The organism is Mesorhizobium sp. B1-1-7, from assembly GCF_006442705.1.
Lineage (GTDB): Bacteria > Pseudomonadota > Alphaproteobacteria > Rhizobiales > Rhizobiaceae > Mesorhizobium > Mesorhizobium opportunistum.
This window is the reverse complement of sequence record NZ_VFWQ01000013.1, coordinates 127,917-145,650: the sequence shown is the minus strand read 5'-3', so window position 1 is coordinate 145,650 and position 17,734 is coordinate 127,917. Positions and strand designations below refer to the sequence as shown.

Here is a 17,734-nt window from a genome sequence, read left to right as displayed (position 1 = left end):
TATAACTTGTCAACGTCGAAGTTTTGGATCGCGGGGATAGCGCTGCCCGTCGCTGGAAAGCAGCCGCCGCAACCGCTATGAATGGGCCGATGCCGCGCCACCGTTGGGACATTGTCTTGCCGGGTCGCGCCCTCTTGGAGCACGGTGATGACCGATAGACCGCCGGCGGGCGAAAAGAAGCCGCAGCGCCTCGGCGTCCGCGAGATCGCCAAGCGCGTCGGCGTGGCACCGATGACGGTATCGCGCGCGCTGTCCAATCCCGACATGGTCTCGCCGGAGACGCGCGCCAAGGTTCTCGAGGCCATCGAGGAGGCCGGTTTCGTGCCCAACCGGCTGGCCTCCAGCATGCGCGGCAATGGCCGCATGATCGGCACCGTGGTGCCGCCGCTGATCAATTCGGGTATCGCCGAACAGGTGCAAGGCATGTCCGACGAATGCCACGAGAGCGGCTATTCTATGCTCCTGGTCCAGGGCGAGTTCACGCAGGAAGCCGAGGAGAAATCGATCCGCAATCTGCTTGGCTGGCGCCCGGTCGGCATGATCCTACAAAGTTTCGTGCAGAGCGAGGCTGCCCGCGCATTGCTGAAGACCAGCGGCGCCCCGGTGGTCGAAATCTCCGAGATCAAGGGCCGCAAGCCGATCGACATGGTGGTCGGCGTCTCCAATTTCGAGACCGCCTACGCCATGACCATGCATTTGGCCGCCAAGGGCTACAAGCGCATCGGCTTCGTCTCGACGCCGATCCACGGCAATGACCGCCTGCAGCAGCGCCGCACCGGCTACCATGCGGCACTCACCGAGCTTGGTTTCAAGAACCATGCCGACATGGAGGTCGAGGTGCCGATCACCGCGCAGGGCGGTGCCGAGGCCTTGATCACATTGACCTCCCGCCACAGGGATATCGACGCCATCTTCTTTTCCAGCGACACGCTGGCGGTCGGCGCCGTGCAGGAATGCCACCGGCGACGCTGGGCGGTGCCGGGCAAGATCGCGATTGCCGGCTACGGCGACATGGATCTGGCGGCCCAACTCTATCCGCCGCTGACCACGGTCAAGGTCAATCGCTACGAGATGGGCCGGCGCGCCGTGCGGCAATTGCTGGCAAGGCTCGGCGGCGACACCAAGGTGCCGACCATCACCAGCCTCGGCTTCGAGATCGTCGACCGCGAGAGTGCTTGATCAGGGCTTCTCTTCCCGCCGCCCAAGCCGTTTCTCCCAGCCTCCGGCATGGACGTTGAGATAGGCGTTGGGATCGTAGGGATGATCCTTGATCGCCCTGAGATTGAGATCGATGCCGAGCCCTGGCGCGTCCGGCAGCGACAGATGGCCATTGTCGGGATTGACGGTCGGGTGCCAGGTCACGAGGTCGCGCGTCCAAGGATCGTTGAAGGCATCGAAATGTTCCTGGATGAGGAAGTTCGGCACCGCCGCCGCAAGCTGCAGGCACACCGCTGTCGCCACCGGGCCGCCGCTCTGGTGCGGGGCGATATGGCTGCCATGGGCGAGCGCCAAATTGGCAACCTGCATCGACGGCCCGATGCCGCCGAGCGACATCGGCTCGGGCTGGAAGATGTTGACGCCGCCGCCGGCGGCCAGCGCGTAGAACTGCCCGACCGTGTCGTACATCTCGCCGGTCGCCACCGGGATCGGCGAGCGATGCGCCACTTCGTGCACCGTCTCCTGCCGGTCGCGCGAGGTCGGCTCCTCCCACCAGTAGATGTCGAGATCGGCGAACCTCTGCGCCGCCTGAAGCGCGGCGATCTCGGTGAAGCGCGCATGGACGTCGATCAGGATCAGCGTGTCCTTGGGCAGCTTGTCGCGCAGTGTCCGGCAGATCGCGTAGGAGAGATCCAATTCGCCTCGCGAAATAAAACCTTGCGCGGTGCCGAACGGATCGAGCTTGAACGCCTTGAAGCCTTTCGCCAGCACCGCCTTCGCAGCTTCGAGAAAGGCTTCGGGCGAGCGCTCGGTCCGGTACCAGCCATTGGCGTATCCAAGCACGCTGTCACGCACCTGCCCGCCAAGCAGTTGATGGATCGGCACGCCGAGGCTCTTGCCCAGAATGTCCCAGCAGGCGACCTCGATCGCCGCGATCACCGTCCGGTGGATATGGCCGCCGTCAAGCGAGACACTGTCCAGCATGCGCTTGGCCAGCGCGTTGATGCGGCGCGGATCCTGGCCAATTGCGAGATGCTTTAGCTCGTGCACGCCGGCTTCTGTGGTCTTGATGAAACCGTTCAGCGTGCCTTCGCCGATCCCGTGGACGCCCTTGTCGGTATGGACTTTGACGAAAAGCCAGTTTTTCCAGCCGGCGCCGACCGCGAAGGTCTCGATCTCGGTGATTTTCATCGCGAAACTCTAGCTATCTTTTGTTTTGACCATGATCTTATCCTAAAACCGGCTCCCACTTTTCGGGATCATGGTAGCGCAGTGATTGTCGCGATGATGGCCTCGGTGGTCAGGCCATACTTCGCCTGCAAGGTCGGCACGGCGCCGCATTCGATATAGCGGTCGGGCAGGCCGATGCGCGTAACCCTTTTCGCAATGCCGGCATCGAACAGGGTCTCGACGACAAGGCTTGCCAGCCCGCCGACCACGACATGGTTTTCCGCGGTGACGATACGACCAACTGAGCCGGCAAATTCGGCAACCGCCCCGGCGTCGAACGGTTTGATCGTCGGCACGTGCAGCACGCCGGTGGAGATGCCTTGTCCTTGCAGGGCATCGGCTGCGTCCAGCGCCCGTTCGGTCATGAAGCCGGTCGAGATGATGCCGACGTCGGACCCTTCGCGCAGGCGCCGCGCCTTGCCGATCTCGAAACGATAGCCGGGTTCGAACACGACAGGCACGCTGCCGCGCAGCAGCCGCATGTAGACCGGCCCCTTATGCTCGGCGATCGCCGCCGTCGCCGCCTCGATCTCGGTCGCGTCGCAAGGGTCGATGATGGTGAGACCCGGGATCATGCGCATCAGCGCCAAATCCTCGATAGCCTGATGGGTGCCGCCATAGCCGGTAGTCAGCCCCGGCAGGCCGGCGATGATCTTGACGTCGAGGTTGGAGTGGGCGAGCGCGATGGCGACGAAATCATAGGCGCGCCGCGTCGCGAACACGCCATAGGTGGTGGCGAACGGCACCTTGCCGGTGCGCGCCAGGCCTGCGGCGACGGCGACCAGGTTCTGCTCGGCCATGCCGACATTGAAGAAGCGGTCCGGGAAGGCGTCGCGGAACGGCAATATGTCGGTGTATTTGCCGAGGTCGGCGGTCAGCCCGACAATTTCGGGCCGGCTCTGGCCAAGCCTGGCCAGCGCCCGGCCGAAGGGTGCCTCGACACTTTGCCGGCCGCCGCCAGCCGCTTCGTCCAGGCCCATGGCCAGCGTGCGCCCGGCCTCCATCGCCGCGCCGCTCATTGGGCTGCTCCCGTGCTCTTGTCGAACTCCGCGATGATGCCGTCCCATTGCGCCACGTCGATGCGGAAGAAGTGCGATTTCTCGGAGGTCTCGATGCGCGGCACGCCCTTGCCGGGCAGCGTGCGCAGCACGATCGCCTTCGGCTTGCTATTACGCTGACGTGCATCGGCCAGCGCGCCGATTATCGCTCTCATGTCGTTGCCGTCGATCTCCAACGTTTGCCAGCCGAAGGCGCGCCATTTGTCGGCCACCGGCTCCATATCGAGCACCACGGGCCCGTCGGCCTGGATGCCGTTGCAGTCGATCAGCGCCACCAGCCCGTCGAGCTTGAAATGGCTGGCCGACATCGCCGCTTCCCAGGTCGAGCCTTCCTGCATTTCGCCATCCGACAGTTCGACGAAGACGCGCGCATCGGATTTGTCGACGCGCAAGCCCAGCGCCTGGCCGACGCCCTGTCCCAGACCATGGCCGAGCGAGCCGCCGATCATCTCGACGCCGGGCGTGGTGTCGAGCGTCGACATCTCCAGCCGGCTGTTGTCGGCGCCGTAGGTGGCGAGTTCCTCGACCGGAAGGATGCCGGCCTCGGCAAAAGCCGCCCACAGCGCGATCGAATAATGCCCTGTCGAGAGCAGGAAACGATCGCGATCGGGCCAGTCGAGATTGTGCGGATCGTGGCGCAGCTCGTGGAAATAGAGCGCCGCCAGCGCGTCGGCGATGCCGAGGCCCTGGCCGATATAGCCTTGGCCCTGACCGCGCGCCATGGTCAGCATATGGCGGCGCAGCAGCTTTGCCTTGCGTTCGAGCGCGCCGATATCGGCGCTGCCGGGAGGGGAGTTTCGCAGCATTGGATCAGTCCTTGTCGAGCCCGCCCGACATGTTGAGCCGCTCGGCTGTCATGTATTTGGGCGAATCGAGGCAGAGCCACACGACCGCCTCGGCAACCTCGGAAATCTCGGCGCGGCGGCCGAGCGGAATGCGGCGCGTGCGCTCGTCGAGGAAGGCCTGCAAATCGTTGCGGCCATTGGCGCGGGCAAGATCGGCCTCGGTGGAACGCTGCATTTCGGTGTCCATCATGCCGGGCGCCAGGCTGTTGACCAGCACGCCATAGGGCGCCAGTGCCACGGCCGCGGCGCGGGTGATGGAATCGACCCCGGCCTTGCTCGCGGTGTAGGCGGTATAATCGGGCAGCGCCATGCGCGAACCGGGCGAGGTGATGTTGACGATGCGCCCGGAGCGCTGCTCGCGCATCACCCGTCCCGCCGCCTTGCAGGCCATGGCAAGGGCAGTGACGTTGAGCGCCAGCGTGCGCGTCCAGGCCTTGTAGCTGGCGTCGAGGAACGGCTCGATCACACCATAGCCGGCATTGTTGACCAGTATGTCGATGCCACCCCAGCGCGCGACCACTTTCCCCACCGCCGCCTCCGGCGCGCCCTCCAGGGTGAAATCGCTTGTCATGATTTCGGTTGCCGCGCCGGTGCCGATTTGCCGGGCCGTTTCGGCCAATCCTTCGCCGTTGATGTCGGTGATCGCGACGACACAACCGCGCCGGGCCAGCTGGATCGCCACCTCGCGGCCGAGGCCGCCGGCCGCACCCGTGACCAGGGCTCTCCCCGGCGCTGCGTTCTGATTTTCGGCAGTCAAGCGAGCACCCTCCCGGTGGCCATCTTGACGCGATTGATACCGGTACCATAAATGGCTGTCAACGACGATGTGCTATTGTCAGTTGGCCAAGTGATCGCCGCAGCCGGGAGGAAGAAATGAAGATCGTCGCGCTCGAAACGCTGCAGCTGGCGGAGTTTCCGTTCCTGTTCTGGCTGCGCGTTCACACCGATGCCGGCATCGTCGGCACCGGCGAGACCTTCTGGGCACCGGGGCCGGTCGCTTCCTATGTCCATGACAATGTCGCCGCCTACCTGCTGGGCAGGGATCCCCGCGACATCGAGCTGCATGACCGCACGCTCGGTAGCGTCTATGTCGGCGCGCGCGATTCCGGCGCCGAGGTGCGCGGCAATTCCGCCGTCAACATCGCACTGTGGGACATCTACGGCCAGGCGCTCGGCGAGCCGGTCTGGCGCCTGCTCGGCGGGCGCACCCAGCAAAGCGTGCCGATCTACAACACTTGCGCCGGCTACAAGCATGTCCGCGCCACCAAGAAGAACGCGCTGTTCGAGCGCGGCGAGGACTGGTCGCTCAAGGCAGGCGATTCGAACGAAGGCCCGTATGAGGATCTGCTTGCCTGGCGCTACAATGCCGGCGACCTCGCCAAAAGCCTGAAGTCGGAAGGCATCGGCGCCATGAAGATCTGGCCGTTCGACATCGCCGCCGAGGCATCGAACGGCACCCGCATCTCGCTTGCCGACCTCGACAAGGCGCTGGAGCCGTTCGGCAAGATCCGCGACGCCGTCGGTCGCGACATGGAGATCATGGTCGAGCTGCATGGCCTGTGGACCTTGCCGCCGGTGCTGCGCATTGCCGAGGCGCTGAAATCTTATGACGTCGCCTGGCTGGAGGAGCCGGTCCGCTACAACGAGCTCGACGCCATGGCCGAGCTTGCCCGCCATACGTCGATACCGATCGCCGCCAGCGAGCGGCTGGCCTCGCGGCAGATGTTCAAGCAGTTGATCGCCAAGCGCGCCGCTTCGGTGATCATGATCGACCTCGCCTGGTGCGGCGGGCTTTCGGAAGCGCGCAAGATCGCCAACATGGCGGAGGCCAGCGAATTGCCCGTCACCTTGCACGACTGCACCGGGCCGATCGTCTATGCCGCCAGCTGCGCGCTGTCGGCGACCTTGCCGAACGTCAACTACCAGGAAGCGGTGCGCGCCTATTTCACCGGCTGGTACACCGAAATCGTCGCCGACATTCCGCAGGTCAAGGATGGCCATGTCGCGCCGCTCGAAGGTCCTGGGCTGGGCCTCAGCCTGCGGCCGGAGCTGTTCCAGCGGCCCGACGCCACGGTGCGCATCACCAAAATTTAGCCGTCGCATTGCTCTTCTCAGAGCCAGTAGACATTATGCTATTATAATCTATGATGCGCCGAAGCGAGCGGCCAACAAGCTCGCCGCCGGCGCTCTGCCGCTTGGCGCCAGACGGATTCAGGGAGGCTTCGGTGGCAATTTCCGCGGCGCGGGCGCGCGACGATTTCAAGAGCGCTCCAAACCTGCCCGACAGGCAGGTCCTGCTCGACCTGTTCGAGCGCATGGTGCTGCTGCGCCGCTTCGAAAGCATCGCCCAGATCGCTTGCCGCAAGGGCGAAACACCTGGCTTCCTGCATCTCTATATCGGCGAGGAGGCAACGGGCGTCGGCGTCTGCGCCCATCTGCGGCCGACCGACTGGGTGACATCGACCCATCGCGGCCATGGCCACGCTCTGGCCAAGGGCGCCAATCCGGGCCGGGTGATGGCCGAGCTGTTCGGCAAGGCCGACGGCATCTGCGGCGGCCGTGGCGGCACCATGCATCTCTACGACCGCTCGGTCGGCCTGTTCGGCACCAACGGCATCGTCGCCGCCGGCATCGGCCATGCCGTCGGCATCGGCATGAGCGCGCGCCAGCAGGGCCGCGACGACATCGGCGTCGCCTTCTTCGGCGACGGCGCCGCCAACCATGGCGGGTTCCACGAGGCGCTCAATTTCGCCGCCGTGCAGCGCGCGCCGGCCGTCTTCATCTGCGAGAACAACCTCTACGCCACCGCGACGCCGCTGAAATCGATCACACTCAATCCCGAGATTGCCACCAAAGCGGCGTCCTATGGCATGCCCGGCGTGGCGGTGGACGGCAACGACGTCTTCGCCGTCTGGCTGGCGATGAAGGAAGCCACCGAGCGCGCCCGTTCCGGCAAGGGGCCGACGCTGATCGAGGCCAAGACCTACCGCACCGTCGGTCACCACGAGGGCGATCCGGTCATCGGCACCTACCGCACGCAGGAGGAACTCGATGCCTGGATCAAGCGCGATCCGATCGACATGTTCCGAAAGAAGCTGGTCGAGGATTACGGTATCGCCGATGCCGAAGCGCTCGCGGCGATAGAGTCGCGGATCGAGAAGGTGGTCGATGAGGCGCTGGCTTTCGCCCGCAATTCACCCGAGCCCGATCCGGCATCGGTGCGCCTGCACGTCTTCGCCGATCCGATCAATCCGCCAGCCGCGCTGCAGCTACGCACCCTCGGTGAGACGCGCACGCAAGGCTGGTTGGAAGCGGTGCGCGACGGCATTGCCGAGGAGATGCGGGCCAACCCGGCGATCCTCTATTTCGGCGAGGGCACCGGCGAGCGCGGCGGCAGCTTCGCCCACACCAAGAATCTCTGGCAGGAGTTCGGCGCCGAGCGCATGGTCGACACGCCGATCTCCGAACAGGGCTTCACCGCTGCCGCCGTCGGCGCCTCTGCCACCGGCGCGCGCACCGTCTCGGACCTGATGTTCGCCGACTTCGCGTTCGAGACCGCCGGGCAGATTTTCCTGCAGGCGGCAAAGCTGCGCTACATGACCAGCGGCCGGATGAGCGCGCCGATGGTGGTGCGCGTCGGCGCCGGCGCGCTGCGCAGTTCCGGCCCGCACCACAGCGGCATCTACCATCCGGTCTTCGCCCATATGCCGGGGCTCATCGTCTGCGTGCCCTCGACCCCGGCCGATGCCAAGGGGCTGATGAAGACGGCGCTGCGGGCCGGCGATCCGGTCATCATGCTCGAGCCCAAGGCGCTGTTCGCCTCCAAGGGCGAGGTGCCCACGGGCGAACATTATGTGCCGTTCGGCGTCGCGCGGATCGCAAGGGCGGGAACCGACATCACCATCGTTGCCGCTGGCCAGATGGTGCAGCGCGCGCTGGAGGCTGCGGAAGCGCTGGCAGCCGAAGGCATCGAGGCCGAGGTGATCGACCCGCGCACCATCATGCCGCTCGACATCGACACGATCGTTGCCAGCGTGAGGAAAACCCACCGCCTGCTCATCGTCGACGAAGCCTGGGCGATGTGCGGCCTGGGCGGAGAGATCGCCCAGGCCATCAATGAGCTCGCCTTCGATGAACTCGACGCCCCGCCCGGCAGGCTGCACACCGCGCCGACCTCGCACCCTTTCGCGCCTGTGCTGGAGCGCGCCATGCTGGTCGACGCCGCACGCATCGTCCAGGGCGTGCGCGACGTCATCGCTGGCAAGCCGCCGGTGCCGGACCATTGGTACACGGTCGGCCTGAAAAGTGCTGCGCCGGCCAATCCGGTTCCTGCCGCGGTCAAGCTGCAACCCGCCGCACCAGCGGTTGCCGCTCCAGCCGCGGGCGACGACGAGCCGATCACGATGCCGTTCGGCGATCTCACCGTTAGCGAAGGCACGGTCATAAAATGGCTGAAGGCGGTCGGTGACGCGGTGAACGAGGGCGAACTGATCGCCGAGATCGAAACCGACAAGGCGGTGGTCGAGATCGAGGCGCCGGTCAGCGGCACGCTGAGCGCAATCGATCAGCCGGTCGGCGCCGTCGTGCCGATGGGCGGCCGCATCGGCGGCATCAAGAAATAATATCTGAGAGAGACTGGCATGAAGATCCTGTGCGCCAACTGGCAAGCCGCCGACGAGGCCGAACTCGAGCGCGAGCACTATCCCGACATCGAGTTCATCCTCGCCCGCTCGACCAACGACAAGGCCGCCGAGCTCGATCCGGCCGTCTGTGAGGCGGTCGACGCCGTCATCAACTATTCGCCCACCCACAATGTCGCCGCCGCACCGACGTCCTTTCCCAAGGCGAGAATAGCGGTGCGCTCCGGTGTCGGCTTCGACAATATCGACACGGCGGGCTGGGGCGCGCGCAAGATCCCGGCCTGTAATGTTCCGGACTATGGCACCACGGAAGTCGCCGACCATGCCATCGGCCTGATGCTGGCGCTGACGCGTGGCACCTCCGCCTATGGCGCGGAGCTTTCCGGCCATGGCGCCATAGGCTGGCATTTCTCTAGGGCGCCGCTGGTGCGCCGGCACAAGGACGCCACTTTCGGCATTGTCGGGCTCGGCCGCATCGGATTGGCGACCGCACGCCGCGCCGCCGCCTTCGACATGAAGGTGGTGTTTTACGATCCGCATCTGCTCTCCGGCGTCGACCTGTCGACCGGCTATGAACGCGTTCATTCGCTTGGTGAATTGTTGGGACGGTCGGATGTCGTCAGCGTCCACGCGCCGCTGAGCGAGGAAACCCGCAAGCTGCTCGGCGCGGCCGCTTTCGCCGCCGCCAGGCCCGGCCTTGTGCTGGTCAACACCGCGCGCGGCCCGATCGTCGACCTCGACGCGCTCGAAGCCGCGATGCGCAAGGGCACCATTGCCGGCGCCGGGCTCGACGTGTTGCCGAACGAGCCTGGAGACCTCGACCATCCGCTGCTGGCGGCATGGCGGCGACGCGAGCCGTGGATCGCCAATCGGCTGATCGTCACTCCGCACGCCGCCTTCTACAGCCCGGCATCGATGCGCGACCTCAGGCTGAAATCGATCGAGGTCGTGCACGCCTATCTCGCCGAGGGCAGGCTGACCAACTGCGTCAATGCCGAGTATCTGAAATGAACATGGCGGCGGCGCAGGCCCCGCGGCTGGCTGTCTCCCCCTACGCCCGCCGCCTGGCGCGCGAGCGCGCGCTGCCGCTCGAAACGCTTCGCGGCAGCGGCCCGGGCGGCCGCATCCTGGCCGCCGATGTCATCGGTTTCGTCCCGCTTGCCGTGCCCGTCAATTTCCCCGATGTCGTGGCCCCGGCGGCAGCGCCCTCCATTGGCGCGTCCCGCATCGCCGCCTTTGCTACCTCGATCGCACTGGAGGGCTTGAGAGACCTGCTAGCCGCGCTGGCGAATTCAGGAACTGTATTCGATATCGACGACCTGCTGCTGCGCGCTGCCGGTCGTGCATTCGCGGAGGCTCCTGAAATCGTCAAAGGCGCCGACGTGGCCGTGGCGTTGGAACTGACGAGCCGACAAGCCGTGTTCGCGGCAAGCCCGGAAATGTCACTGACATCGCTTCGCGCCTTGCGGCTGGCGGCGTTGGCCGACAATCATGACGACGCTGACAAACCGGCGATGCTGTCGCTGCGGCTGCTGCCGGCCAGCGACATCAGGCCGGTGATGATGCCGCTCCTGCCCGGCCGCGCCATGCGCCTGACGGTCTCGCTCAACAGCGCAGGCGGCCAGGCCGAATGCCTGCTGACGGCCGATGCGAACAACGTCGATGAGGTGATCGCGTCCGCATGGCTTTCGGCCCTGAAATCGGCGATCGAAAACCCACTTCGGCTCTTCGTCTGAGCGGTTGGTGATCGCCGGCCTTGATTTTTGGTTTAGGCATGTCGTTATCCCAAGACCGGATCCACTTTTGGGCGACATGCGATAGCCTCTTGCGAAGGAAGCTATTATAAAAGCTTCGACACAGGCGCGACGAGGCACATGGATCATCCCACCATCGACAGTCTTCCCAGGCGCACGCTCGGCCGCGCCAACGGCCCGCTTTACCGCCAGCTCGCCGACATATTGCGCGAGCCGATCGGCAACGGCACCTTTCCCGTCGGCGGCGAATTGCCGAAGGAAGCAACCATCGCCGAGCATTTCGGCGTCAGCCTGATCACCGTTCGCCAGGCCTTGCGCGATCTAGAGGCCGACGGCCTGATCAGGAAGCGCTCGGCCAAGCCCGCCGTGGTCGCGGCGCGCAGCCCCTCGGTCAATCTGAGCTGGAAGTTCAAGAATTTCGCCGACATGGCGGCCTTCACCAAGGACGCCGAGCTGACGGTGAAGTCCTACCGCAAGGAAGTCTCCCCCGTGCTCCAGCGCCATTTCGGCATGGCCAAGGACGAGGCCGGCTATTGCCTGCGCAGCGTGCTGTCGATCGGCGAACAGAGGAAGGCGCAGATCACCACCTATTTCCCGCCCGACATCGGCGCGCGCATGAAGCGCGAGGATTTTTCCGACGTGCTGATCTTCCGTTCGGTGCAGAAGCATCTCGGTCTGCGGCTCGACGTGGCGCATGTCACGGTGCGCGCCGAAATCGCCGACGAGACGGTTGCCGGCGACCTCGGCATTGCTCTCGGCAGCCCGGTGCTGACGGTGGAGATGCTCTATCAGTCGGCGGACCAGCGCAGCATCGAATTCTCCGTCGCCCGCCATCCAGCCGATATTTTCAGCATCACCTACGACGCGCCCAACGATCTGTCTTGAACCAGATCGGCGGCATTGGCGCGCCGATATTTCCTGGCCTCGGTCATGGACAGCCTTATAAAATTATAATAGCATCATAGCTAGGATGAAGGCTGCGCGGAGGACCACGCTCGCACGTGGGCGCAAAGCCAGTTCCGACGCTGAGCATTTGCCCGGTACATGTCACTCGACTGGTGCATGTCACCCAAGATGCGCGGCGGTTCTGGGGTAACGGCATGCACAACAACAAAGTCTGTCCATAAGGGGGCTGTGCCTCGAAGCCGCTAGATGCGGCGGCGGCGTTCGCGCGGCTGACAACAAACACGGGAGGAGAAAGTCATGAAAGCGGGCGTATTTTTCGCCGGCCTTGCGGTGATCGCGACGTTGCTGTCGGTCGACACCGTGCCGGCCAATGCACAGGACAAGAAGCCATACACCATTTATCTCTCGAACAATTTCGTCGGCAATGATTGGCGCCAGCAGATGCTGCGCAGCGCCGACGTCGCGGTGAAGAAACCGCCGCTTGCCGGCCGGGTCGACCTCAAGGTCGAGGTGGTCGAGACCACGGTCCAGGCACAGATCAATTCCCTCAACAACATCATCCGCAACAAGCCCGACGCCATCGTGATCGATGCGGGCTCCGGTGAGGCGCTTAACCCAACGATCGAGAAGGCCTGCAAGGCAGGCATCGTGGTCATCGCCTTCGATCAGATCGTCAGCGCGCCATGCGCTTATACGATGGAGTCCGACTGGGGCCGGGCGCCGCGCGTGGAGGCCGAGTGGCTGGTCAAGAAGCTCGGCGGCAAGGGCAAGATCCTGGTCGACCGCGGACTTGCCGGCGCTCCGATCTCCGCCCAGCTGCAGGGTGGGTTCGAGGAAGTCATCAAGAAATCTCCCGGCATCGAGGTGGTCGGCTATTTCAATGGCGACTATGCGCTCGGGCCGGAACAAGCCGGCGTCGCCAGCCTGCTGGCGGCCCACCCGCAAGTCGACGCGATCTTCGTTCAGGGTTACGGCGCCGGAGCAATCAAGGCGCTGCAGGATGCCGGTCGTCCGATCGTCCCCATCACCGGCAGCCCCTTCAACCTGACGACGACGACCTGTGCCCAGACGAAAGGCGCCCAGTGCATCCTTGCACCCAACCCCGCCTATCTGTCGGCCGAGGCCTTGAAGCTTGCAGTCGAGATACTCGACGGCAAGAAGCCGGCGCAGAAGAAGATCCTGCTGCGCAATGCCTTCCTCACCACCGATCCGGTTCCGTCGGAACTTTATCCCGATGCGGCCATGCAGAAGATAGAGGTCGGCACGAATGCCTTTCCGGACATGGCTCCCGGTCTGTTTCTTCCGGCCAGCCCGGACTGGGTTGAGATTACCCCTGCCGAGGCCGCCGGCTCGAAATGAGCGACGTCCGCAAATCGCGGCGAGGGCCGCCCCGATGCGCCTTGGCTTAAATTGACAAGGCGCATTGGTACCGGTATCAATTTGCGTGCAGCACCCACAAAGATGGCGAAGTCCGTCACCGGCTGATGCAGGAAACACCAAGGAGGAGAGACCATGAAACTGAAGACAGTTTGCGGTGGATTGGCAGCTCTTGCCATGTCCGCAATCGCGGTGGGCACAGCGCCGAGCCATGCCGAGGACAAGAAGCCCTACACCATCTATCTCTCGAACAATTTCGTCGGCAATGACTGGCGCCAGCAGATGGAGCGTGTCGCCACGGTGTCGGTGAACAAGGGGCCGCTGAAAGGCCGCGTCGACCTCAAGATCGAGAATGTCGAGAACACCGTCCAGGCGCAGATCAACTCGCTGAACAACATCATCCGCCAGAAGCCGGACGCCATCCTCGTCGATGCCGGTTCGGATTCGGCGCTCAACCCGACCATCAAGAAGGCCTGTGATGCCGGCATCGTCGTCATCTCTTTCGACCAGGTGGTGACCGAGCCCTGTGCGTTCGCCGTCGCCTCCGACTGGGACCGCATCCCTTCGGTGATGGCCGAGTGGATGGCCACGCAGCTTGGCGGCAAGGGCAACATCATCCTCGACCGTGGCCTTGCCGGCGCGCCGATCTCGGCGCAGCTTCAGCAAGGCTATGAGAAGGTGCTGGCCAAATATCCCGACATCAAGGTCGTCGGCTACTACAATGGCAACTACGCGCTCGGTCCGGAACAATCCGGTGTCGCGGCTCTGCTTGCCGCCAATCCGCAGATCGACGGCATCATGACGCAAGGCTATGGCTCGGGCGCCATCCAGGCGCTCAAGGACGCCGGGCGGCCGATCGTGCCGGTCGTCGGCTTCTCCTACAATGTCGCGGCCGTCACCTGCGCGCAGACGCAAGGCGCCAAGTGCATCCTCGGCTCCAACCCCGCTTATCTCTCTTCCGAAGCGATCAAGCTGGCGGTCGACATCCTCGACACCGGCAAGAAGCCCGCCGAGCGTTCCGTTTCGGTCAAGGGTGACTTCGTCACCACCGATCCCTTCGAGTCCAAGCTCTATCCGGGCACCAAGATGATCAAGATCGCGGTCGGCGAAAATGCCTTCCCCGACCAGGCGCCCGGCCTGACGCTGCCGATCACGCCCGACTGGGTCGAGATCACGGCAGCGGAAGCCGCCGGCAGCAAGTAACATCGGGAACCACGACCCTGTCTCCCGGCATCGCAAGATGTCGGGAGAGCTTTTCGAAAGCGCATTCATGGACCTTGTCACCGTCAAAGGCCTGTCCAAACGCTATGGCGGCATCGTCGCACTGAGCGAGGCGACATTCAGTGCCCGCGCCGGCGAGGTGCATGCGCTGCTCGGCGAGAATGGCGCCGGCAAGAGCACCTTCATCCAGATCCTGTCGGGGGCCGTGCGTCACGATGGCGGCTCGATCCTGGTCGACGGGCAGGATTATCGCCCGGCCAATCCGGATGCGGCCCAGGCGCGCGGCATCGCCGCCGTCTTCCAGGAACTGTCGCTGATCCCCGATCTCAGCGTCGAGCAGAACATCTGGTTCCGCCACGAACCGCGAACGTTGCTGCGCACCGTCAACCGCGCGGAGATGCGCCGCAAGACGCTGGCGCTGCTCGAAAAGTACAATTTCCCGCCACTGCGCCCCGATCGGGAATTGCGGCGGCTGACATTGGCCGAACGGCAGGTCGTCGAGATCGCCAAGGGCCTGGCCAAGGATCCGCGCATCCTGATCCTCGACGAAGCGACCTCGGCACTGCCCGCGCGCGAAGCCGAATGGCTGCTCAAGCTTACCCGGCAATTGGCGGCTGAAGGGCGGCTGGTCATCTTCATCTCGCACCGCATGGCGGAAGTGCGTGCCATCGCCGACCGGCTGACCATCTTCCGCAATGGCAGTACGGTCGCCGCGCATGAGGCCAATGCCGTCTCCGACAACGAGATCGTCACCCAGATGATCGGCCGGCACCTCGACCGGCTCTATCCCGAGCGAGTAGCCACGGCGACCGATCGCGTCGCACTCAGGGTCAATGGGTTTTCCAGCGGCAGCCGGCTCTCCGGCGTCGACTTCGCGCTGCGCGAAGGCGAGGTGCTCGGCGTAGGCGGCCTGCAGGGCCACGGCCAGCGCGAACTGTTCCAGGCGCTGTTCGGCGCCACCAGGGCCAGCGGCGCGATCGAACTTTGGGGCAAGCCGGTTTCGATCGGCAATCCGCGCCAGGCGCTGATCGGCAAGGATGGCATAGCCCTGGTGCCGGAAGACCGGCGCGGGCAGGGCCTGCTCCTGACCAAAAGCGTTCGCGAGAACCTGACTTTGTCGGTCATCAAGCGCTTCACCGAACACGGCTTGCTGAGCCGGCAAAAGGAGGCGGCGCTGGTCAAGGAGATGGTCGATTTCCTGCGCATCAAGGCCGGGACGCCGGAACAGCTCGCCGGCACGCTGTCGGGCGGCAACCAGCAGAAGGTGATCTTCGGCAAGATGCTGTTGACCGAGGCGCGCGTGCTGTTGCTCTACGATCCGACGCGCGGTGTCGATGTCGGCACCAAGGGCGAGATTTTTCAGCTGATGCGCGACCTCGCCGCCAAAGGCTACGCGATCCTGTTCCATTCCAGCGATATGCCGGAACTCGTCCATGTCGCCGACCGCGTGCTGGTCATGCGCAATGGCCGCATCGCCGCGACGCTCGAAGGCGACCGTATCTCGGAGGCGGGCATCTTGCGCGCCGCCATGCTTGAAAGCGAGGCGGCTTGAGGCATGTCCGTGGAGCAAGCTGTTGAAATGGCGCAGATGCCGGCCAAGATGAAATCAGGCACACCAGCCATCGACTGGCGCGGCCGCGCACTCGACCGCGCGCCGTTCCTGGTCGCCTGCCTGATGCTGGCGTTGATCGTTGCGGTCTATGGCAGCCTGCAGTCCGGTGTCTTCACGCTGGATGAGATCAACCTCGACACGGCGGCGGCGATGACGCTGGTGCTGGCGGCGACCGGCCAGACCATCGTGCTGGTACGTGGCGGCATCGACCTGTCGATCGGCGGCATGATCAGCCTCGGCACGGTGATCGCCGCAACGCGCTTCACCGACGATCCGTCGACCACCGCACTTTGGGCGTTGATCATCCTGGCGCTCGGCTTCGCGGTCGGCGCGCTCAACGGTCTGCTGATCTCGGTGCTCAAACTGCAGCCCTTCCTCGTCACCCTCGCCACCTGGTCGATCCTCAACGGCGTCGCCATGATCATCCTGCCGACCGATGGCGGCAGCGTTCCTTCCTGGTGGGTCGGCTTCGCCTCGGCACAGATGTTCAGCCTGAACAGTCCGGTCTGGATGCTGCTGGCGTTGCTCGTGTTCTGGTGGTGGTTCCGCGCGACGCGTGTCGGCATAGCCATCCAGGCGACCGGCTCCAACGAAAAATCGGCCTTCCTGTCGGGTGTTTCGATCACCCGCGTCAACCTCGTCACCTATGGTCTCTCAGGCCTGTTCGCGGCCGGCGCGGCGCTGTTTCTGGTGACGCAGACCGGTGCCGGTTCGCCGACCATCGGCAAGGACTATATCCTGCCTTCGGTGGCGGCGGCGGTCATCGGCGGCGTCAGCCTGTTCGGCGGCCGTGGCCATCTCGCCGGCACGCTGATCGGCGCCTTCGTGCTGACGCTGATCGGCAATCTCGTCTTCGTCCTGCATGTGTCGAGCTACTGGCAGCCGGTCGTTTCCGGCGTCATCCTGCTGCTCTCGGTGCTGGCCAGTTCCGTCGCCGAGAAGGCCGCAAGGAACCGTGTCCAATGAGCGCCTTCCTCGCCCGCAACCGCCTCATCGTGCTTGCCTATGCCGGCATGGTCGTGCTGCTCCTGGTCACGGCGCTGTTTTCGCCGGGATTCCTGTCGGTTTCCAATATGCGCTCGACCGTGGTGCTGGCGGCCTTCGTCGGCATCGTCGCGTTCGGCCAGACCTTCGTCATCATCGGCGGCGGCATTGACCTGTCGGTGCCGTGGGTGCTGAATTCGGCCGCCATCGTCATGGCGCTGTTGTGCGGCGGCCAGGACCTGCCGCTGGTCTGGGTGATGCCGCTGCTGCTCGCCGGCGGCGCCTTCATCGGGCTGATCAACGGCGTCGGCGTCGCTCAGTTCGGCGTGCCGCCGATCATCATGACCTTGGCCACCAACGTCATCCTGCAAGGCCTGATCCTTGTGCTGACCGGCGGCTCGCCCACCCCTTCGGCGCCGGCCTTGATCCAGTTCCTGTCGGTCGGCCGCCTCGGCGGCTTCCCGGTCATCGCGCTGATCTGGCTCGGGCTGACGCTGGTGGCGACGCTGCTGCTCTCCAAGGCCGCCTTTGGCCGCCATCTCTATGCGCTCGGCACCAGCGCCACGGTGGCCGAATTCTCCGGCGTGCCGACGGCGCGCACCACCATCCTGACCTATGTCATCTCCGGCCTCACGGCAGCCTTCGCCGGCATGCTTTTGACCGGCTATTCCGGCCAGGCCTATCTCGGCATGGGCGACGCCTATCTGTTCACCTCGATCGCCGCGGTCGCCATCGGCGGCGCCTCGATCCTCGGCGGCAGCGGCCATTATCTCGGCACCGTCGCCGGCGCCATGGTGCTGACCATCCTCACCGGTCTTTTGCCGGCGCTGAACCTGTCGAGTGGCGCGCTGCTCATCGTCTATGGCGCGGTGATCCTGCTCACCGTGTCGATCGGCAGCGAAACCTTCGCCGGCCTCGGCGACAAGCTGCGCGGAAAAGAGGGCTGACC

The 17,734-nt window shown here is 64.9% G+C and carries 15 protein-coding genes; 11 read left to right on the top strand and 4 right to left on the bottom strand.

Translation table 11 applies throughout. From position 1 onward, the window contains the following. Positions 1-147: 147 nt before the first annotated feature. Complete coding sequence (locus tag FJ978_RS22770; protein WP_013891751.1) at positions 148-1,179, top strand: LacI family DNA-binding transcriptional regulator; 1,032 nt, start codon at positions 148-150, stop codon at positions 1,177-1,179. Here the strand turns inward: FJ978_RS22770 and FJ978_RS22765 are convergent, their stop codons facing one another. From FJ978_RS22765 to FJ978_RS22750, 4 genes are all read right to left on the bottom strand, one after another. Then, on the bottom strand, positions 1,180-2,349 hold the full coding sequence (locus FJ978_RS22765) for a mandelate racemase/muconate lactonizing enzyme family protein (RefSeq protein ID WP_140574189.1): 1,170 nt from the start codon (positions 2,347-2,349) through the stop codon (positions 1,180-1,182). A 68-nt stretch (positions 2,350-2,417) separates the two neighbouring features. Further along, positions 2,418-3,407 (bottom strand): transketolase C-terminal domain-containing protein, encoded by a 990-nt coding sequence (locus FJ978_RS22760; protein WP_140574187.1) that lies wholly within the window; start codon positions 3,405-3,407, stop codon positions 2,418-2,420. Then, positions 3,404-4,252 carry a transketolase gene (locus tag FJ978_RS22755; protein WP_140574185.1) on the bottom strand — a complete coding sequence of 283 codons (849 nt, stop codon included), beginning with the start codon at positions 4,250-4,252 and terminating at the stop codon, positions 3,404-3,406. Before FJ978_RS22755 ends, FJ978_RS22760 begins: the two co-directional genes overlap by 4 nt. A gap of 4 nt (positions 4,253-4,256) precedes the next feature. Further along, positions 4,257-5,048, bottom strand: a complete 792-nt coding sequence (locus tag FJ978_RS22750) for an SDR family oxidoreductase (protein ID WP_013891747.1) — start codon at positions 5,046-5,048, stop codon at positions 4,257-4,259. A 116-nt stretch (positions 5,049-5,164) separates the two neighbouring features. Here FJ978_RS22750 and FJ978_RS22745 point away from each other — a divergent pair, with 116 nt between their 5' ends. The 10 genes from FJ978_RS22745 (at position 5,165) to FJ978_RS22700 (ending at position 17,732) form a co-directional block, all read left to right on the top strand. Next, on the top strand, positions 5,165-6,385 hold the full coding sequence (locus FJ978_RS22745; protein ID WP_013891746.1) for a mandelate racemase/muconate lactonizing enzyme family protein: 1,221 nt from the start codon (positions 5,165-5,167) through the stop codon (positions 6,383-6,385). Between the two features lie 131 nt (positions 6,386-6,516). After that, on the top strand, positions 6,517-8,913 hold the full coding sequence (locus FJ978_RS22740; RefSeq protein WP_140574183.1) for a thiamine pyrophosphate-dependent enzyme: 2,397 nt from the start codon (positions 6,517-6,519) through the stop codon (positions 8,911-8,913). A gap of 18 nt (positions 8,914-8,931) precedes the next feature. Further along, positions 8,932-9,942, top strand: coding sequence for a C-terminal binding protein (locus FJ978_RS22735; RefSeq protein ID WP_140574181.1), 1,011 nt, complete (start codon positions 8,932-8,934; stop codon positions 9,940-9,942). Then, positions 9,939-10,667 carry an E3 binding domain-containing protein gene (locus FJ978_RS22730; RefSeq protein ID WP_140574179.1) on the top strand — a complete coding sequence of 243 codons (729 nt, stop codon included), beginning with the start codon at positions 9,939-9,941 and terminating at the stop codon, positions 10,665-10,667. The genes FJ978_RS22735 and FJ978_RS22730 overlap by 4 nt, the downstream gene beginning before the upstream one ends. A 138-nt stretch (positions 10,668-10,805) precedes the next feature. After that, positions 10,806-11,570, top strand: a complete 765-nt coding sequence (locus tag FJ978_RS22725; protein ID WP_140574177.1) for a GntR family transcriptional regulator — start codon at positions 10,806-10,808, stop codon at positions 11,568-11,570. A gap of 318 nt (positions 11,571-11,888) precedes the next feature. Then, the gene (locus FJ978_RS22720) at positions 11,889-12,950 is read left to right on the top strand and encodes a sugar ABC transporter substrate-binding protein (protein WP_140574175.1); all 1,062 of its coding nucleotides are present in this window, start codon (positions 11,889-11,891) and stop codon (positions 12,948-12,950) included. Positions 12,951-13,103: 153 nt separating this feature from the next. Then, positions 13,104-14,171, top strand: coding sequence for a substrate-binding domain-containing protein (locus tag FJ978_RS22715; RefSeq protein WP_013891740.1), 1,068 nt, complete (start codon positions 13,104-13,106; stop codon positions 14,169-14,171). 67 nt (positions 14,172-14,238) lie between these two features. Then, positions 14,239-15,741, top strand: coding sequence for a sugar ABC transporter ATP-binding protein (locus FJ978_RS22710; RefSeq protein WP_246678182.1), 1,503 nt, complete (start codon positions 14,239-14,241; stop codon positions 15,739-15,741). Positions 15,742-15,744: 3 nt separating this feature from the next. Continuing rightward, positions 15,745-16,767 (top strand): ABC transporter permease, encoded by a 1,023-nt coding sequence (locus FJ978_RS22705; protein ID WP_140574171.1) that lies wholly within the window; start codon positions 15,745-15,747, stop codon positions 16,765-16,767. After that, positions 16,764-17,732 (top strand): ABC transporter permease, encoded by a 969-nt coding sequence (locus tag FJ978_RS22700; protein WP_140574169.1) that lies wholly within the window; start codon positions 16,764-16,766, stop codon positions 17,730-17,732. The genes FJ978_RS22705 and FJ978_RS22700 overlap by 4 nt, the downstream gene beginning before the upstream one ends. Positions 17,733-17,734 lie beyond the last annotated feature (2 nt).

Bases quoted from the DNA above. Each gene is read 5' to 3' on its own strand.
- FJ978_RS22730 (WP_140574179.1), top strand. From the start codon at position 9,939: ATGAACATGGCGGCGGCGCAGGCCCCGCGGCTGGCTGTCTCCCCCTAC.
- FJ978_RS22725 (WP_140574177.1), top strand. From the start codon at position 10,806: ATGGATCATCCCACCATCGACAGTCTTCCCAGGCGCACGCTCGGCCGC.
- FJ978_RS22720 (WP_140574175.1), top strand. From the start codon at position 11,889: ATGAAAGCGGGCGTATTTTTCGCCGGCCTTGCGGTGATCGCGACGTTG.
- FJ978_RS22770 (WP_013891751.1), top strand. From the start codon at position 148: ATGACCGATAGACCGCCGGCGGGCGAAAAGAAGCCGCAGCGCCTCGGC.
- FJ978_RS22715 (WP_013891740.1), top strand. From the start codon at position 13,104: ATGAAACTGAAGACAGTTTGCGGTGGATTGGCAGCTCTTGCCATGTCC.
- FJ978_RS22755 (WP_140574185.1), bottom strand. From the start codon at position 4,252: ATGCTGCGAAACTCCCCTCCCGGCAGCGCCGATATCGGCGCGCTCGAA.
- FJ978_RS22705 (WP_140574171.1), top strand. From the start codon at position 15,745: ATGTCCGTGGAGCAAGCTGTTGAAATGGCGCAGATGCCGGCCAAGATG.
- FJ978_RS22765 (WP_140574189.1), bottom strand. From the start codon at position 2,349: ATGAAAATCACCGAGATCGAGACCTTCGCGGTCGGCGCCGGCTGGAAA.
- FJ978_RS22735 (WP_140574181.1), top strand. From the start codon at position 8,932: ATGAAGATCCTGTGCGCCAACTGGCAAGCCGCCGACGAGGCCGAACTC.
- FJ978_RS22710 (WP_246678182.1), top strand. From the start codon at position 14,239: ATGGACCTTGTCACCGTCAAAGGCCTGTCCAAACGCTATGGCGGCATC.
- FJ978_RS22700 (WP_140574169.1), top strand. From the start codon at position 16,764: ATGAGCGCCTTCCTCGCCCGCAACCGCCTCATCGTGCTTGCCTATGCC.
- FJ978_RS22745 (WP_013891746.1), top strand. From the start codon at position 5,165: ATGAAGATCGTCGCGCTCGAAACGCTGCAGCTGGCGGAGTTTCCGTTC.
- FJ978_RS22760 (WP_140574187.1), bottom strand. From the start codon at position 3,407: ATGAGCGGCGCGGCGATGGAGGCCGGGCGCACGCTGGCCATGGGCCTG.